Below are 3,594 nucleotides of genomic sequence, written 5' to 3'. Positions count from 1 at the left end.
GCTTCTCCACTTCCTCCTCCGTAGATAAATGGAACCAAGAGAGTCAAGGATTCCATTTTTCCTTGAGACCAATTGAAAGCATAATCCCTGTCCAATCCTCCTTCTGATGTATTGGCTGAAGTAATGTTGGATTGGCCTCTTGTTGAAAAAGAGCCGTATTCAAGCACAGTCATGAACCTGCTCAGATTGGATCCGACAGCTAGACAAGCTCCCAATACCAAAATCAAAATTGTTTTGGCAAAGGCTGGTAATGTTTGGGATTTAAAGGAATCTACGATCTGACCGATTCCATAAACCAAAACAATCAATATTGTGTAATAGGTGATCTGAAGGTGGTTGAATTTGAGTTGGAGCATCAGACCAAAAGCAAATAGCGCAAGGCCCAAAATCTTTTTACCCGAAAAGGTCAGATGGATTCCTGCCAAAATCAATGGAATGAGGCAAATTGCCCATATTTTGGCATTATGACCTGCATCTAGACTGATGATGTGGAAAGTGTTGAAAGCAAAAGCGACAGCACCTGCAACAGAAAATTCAGGCCTGACTTTGAAACTCAAAAGGAGAATATACATGGCCACCATTCCAAAAAACAAGGAGTTGACGGGGTGGGGTAGTCCTAAAGTGACTGCTTTAATCAGAAAATTGGTGATGTCTCCTGGTATTTCAAAACTTACCAAGTAGGCAGGCATGCCGCCAAACATACTGTTGGTCCAAAGTGCTTCCTCACCTGTCTCAGCACGGTAATCCATGACTTCCTTTGCCGCACCTTCCCATTGAAGGATATCATATTGGAAAAGGATTTTGCCATCAAAAACAGCAGGTGAGAAATAAAACAAAACTATCAGGTAAAAAACCACAACTCCAACTAGGTGTGGCAAGATGTCATTTTTGAAGTTGATCTGCATTATATGAATCAGTTCTTATTGAAAGAATGGCGCAAATTAAAAAATAAATAGGATTATCTGTCGACTTTTAAAATTCCTAATACACTTATAATCCGCTAGCAAGCCCGACCAAAGAGGTGGTTCCAAAAAAAAGGCGGAAGAAGCAGGCTCTTTACCCAATTCTTCCAGCCACTTAAAATATTGCTTAAATTGAATTTTATTACAGGGTTTCCCCAATCTATGGACTATGGTCTACCAACTATCGACTCCTTCTACTTCTCAAAAATCTTATAATATACCTCACTCCATTTCAACTCATTTTGAAGGTTTCTAATGGTGGTTTGTCCATCGATGTTGACAGATTCTATACCTGCAATATTGGCAAAGTCATTTAGAATTGCCGTTGAAAGATTTTGACTGAAGCAAGTATGGTGTGAACCACCTGCCAAAATCCATGCTCCGCACCCAGTTTTCATATCAGGAAGTGGCTTCCATATGACTCTGGCGACAGGCAATTTTGGCAATTCATGCGGTGCATCTACCGCCTCAACTTCATTGACGATCATCCTGAATCTATTTCCCATATCTACGAGAGAAGCATTGAGTCCTTTGCCGGCTTTGACATTGAATACCAACCTGACAGGATCCTCTTTTCCGCCAATTCCCAATGGATGGACTTCGCAGGAGGGTTTACCCGATGCTAGACATTCATCCACCTCCAACATATGTGATCCCAAAACAAGGCTGTTGCTTGGATCAAAATGGTAAGTATAATCCTCCATAAAAGCATTTCCACCTTCCAAACCCGTTCCCATTACTTTCATTGCCCTGACCAAAGCGGCTGTTTTCCAATCTCCCTCACCTGCATAGCCAAAACCCCTTTTCATCAGTCTTTGGACAGCAATACCGGGAAGCTGCCGCATACCGTGTAAGTCTTCAAAGGTGTTGGAAAAAGCTTTAAAACCTCCCTCCATAAGAAATTTTTCCAATCCGATTTCAATCCTTGCAGCTTCTACTAAGGAATCTCTTTTTGCTCCTCCGGCTTTTAGGGATTCAGCCAAAACGTATTCACTTTCATATTCCAAGATCAACCCGCTAATTTCTGCATTTGTCACAGCATTGATTTTCTGGACCAAATCACCAACCGGAAAAGTATTGACAGCAAATCCGAATCTCATTTCTGCTTCCACTTTGTCTCCTTCTGTGACGGCTACATTGCGCATGTTATCTCCAAATCTTGCGATTTTCATACCCTGCCAATCATGCCAACCGGCTGCAGCACGGCACCAGCCGTCGATTTCTTGATGAACTTCCTTTTCTTTCCAATAACCCACCACCACTTTCCTATTAATTCTCATCCGACTTGCCAAAAACCCAAATTCCCGATCACCATGAGCGCTTTGATTGAGATTCATGAAATCCATGTCAATGGAATTCCATGGAATATCGCGGTTGAATTGGGTATGAAGGTGGAGGAGAGGTTTATTAAGGATTTTGAGACCGTTGATCCACATCTTGGCCGGAGAAAAAGTATGCATCCAAGTGATAATCCCGATGCAATTTTTAGCCTGATTTACCTCCTGACATATTTGGTTGATTTCTTCAGTTGTTTTTACAATAGGCTTGAAAATGATGTTGACTGAAATTTCATTGGATTGGTTCAGCTCTCGGGCGATAATTTGGGAATGTTCGGCAACTTGGGCTAAGGTTTCTTCTCCATAAAGGTGTTGGCTACCTGTGATAAACCAAACTTCATTCTCCGGGAAATTTTTCATTTGAATGTTGATTTTAAAACTAAAGTCTCTTAAATGGAAGTGATGATAAAAAGGCAACCCATTTTCCAATGAATATTATTTTTCATTTTTTGAATGGCTTTTGGCAATAATTTTAAATAGGGTTTATTAAGTGTTATAATTACACATAATAACACATATTTAAAAACAGAAGATAAAAAATTAATCAATCGCCCCGGTGATTTCTGTAAGCGGAATAAAGTTTTGAACAGTCAAAATAGTTTGTTTGTATTGTTCCTCATCTAAAGAATAGTAAAAAGCCCCCTTTTTTGAACTCAATCGCTCTTTCTCTTTTTCTTTTTTCAAAAGGTTGGTGGAAAGTACCTTTCTGGTAAAGTTCCGTTTGTCAAATTTTGTATTGTAGAGACCTTCATACATGTTCTGCAACTGTGGCAAGGTGAACTTCTCCGGCAATAATTCAAAGAGAATAGGGTGGAAAGCGGCTTTATATCGCAGTTTATCAAGGGCGATGCCTACCATTTCCTGATGGTCAAAAATGAGTTTTGGAAGGTCTTTCATCGGAAACCATCTCGCATGAAAGTCATCATTGATTTGTTGCTCGTATTTTCCTATGTCAATCAAAGCGACATAGGTGACTGCAATCACCCTTTCGATAGGATCTCGGTTTGGCTTGCTAAATGAACGCATTTCTTCCAGGTAAATGTCTTGTAGTCCTGTGAGTTGTTTCAGGATTCGGGAAGCCGCTTCATCTAAAGATTCCTCAGGCTGCACAAAACCACCCATCAGAGACCATTTTTCCTTTTCGGGGGCAAAGCCTCTTTGGATCAAAAGCAATTTGTATTCATTTCCATCAAATCCAAAAACGATACAATCTACCGCAACAAGAATTCTAGTTTGGTTTGAGTATTTCATTGTTAATTCAAATCTATCTAAAATTTTTTTATTCCATTCTAAAA

The 3,594-nt window shown here is 40.0% G+C and carries 2 protein-coding genes and 1 pseudogene; all 3 read right to left on the bottom strand.

Going from position 1 to position 3,594, the window contains the following annotated elements; translation table 11 throughout:
- Nucleotides 1-905 (bottom strand): annotated as a pseudogene (locus ACZFYI_RS17330) (hypothetical protein); the annotation flags it as partial.
- Between the two features lie 251 nt (nucleotides 906-1,156).
- Entirely contained in the window at nucleotides 1,157-2,659 is a 1,503-nt protein-coding gene (gene araA, locus ACZFYI_RS17325; protein ID WP_462525383.1) for an L-arabinose isomerase, read from the bottom strand.
- 180 nt (nucleotides 2,660-2,839) lie between these two features.
- Complete coding sequence (locus tag ACZFYI_RS17320) at nucleotides 2,840-3,550, bottom strand: NUDIX hydrolase (RefSeq protein ID WP_462525382.1); 711 nt, start codon at nucleotides 3,548-3,550, stop codon at nucleotides 2,840-2,842.
- Between the last annotated feature and the right edge of the window lie 44 nt (nucleotides 3,551-3,594).

The organism is Aquiflexum sp. (assembly GCF_977115555.1).
Note: the sequence above shows the minus strand (reverse complement) of the source record. Positions and strands in the feature narration are given on the sequence as shown.

Coding starts and splice junctions, on each gene's coding strand:
- ACZFYI_RS17320 (WP_462525382.1), bottom strand. CDS start 3,550: ATGAAATACTCAAACCAAACTAGAATTCTTGTTGCGGTAGATTGTATC.
- araA (WP_462525383.1), bottom strand. CDS start 2,659: ATGAAAAATTTCCCGGAGAATGAAGTTTGGTTTATCACAGGTAGCCAA.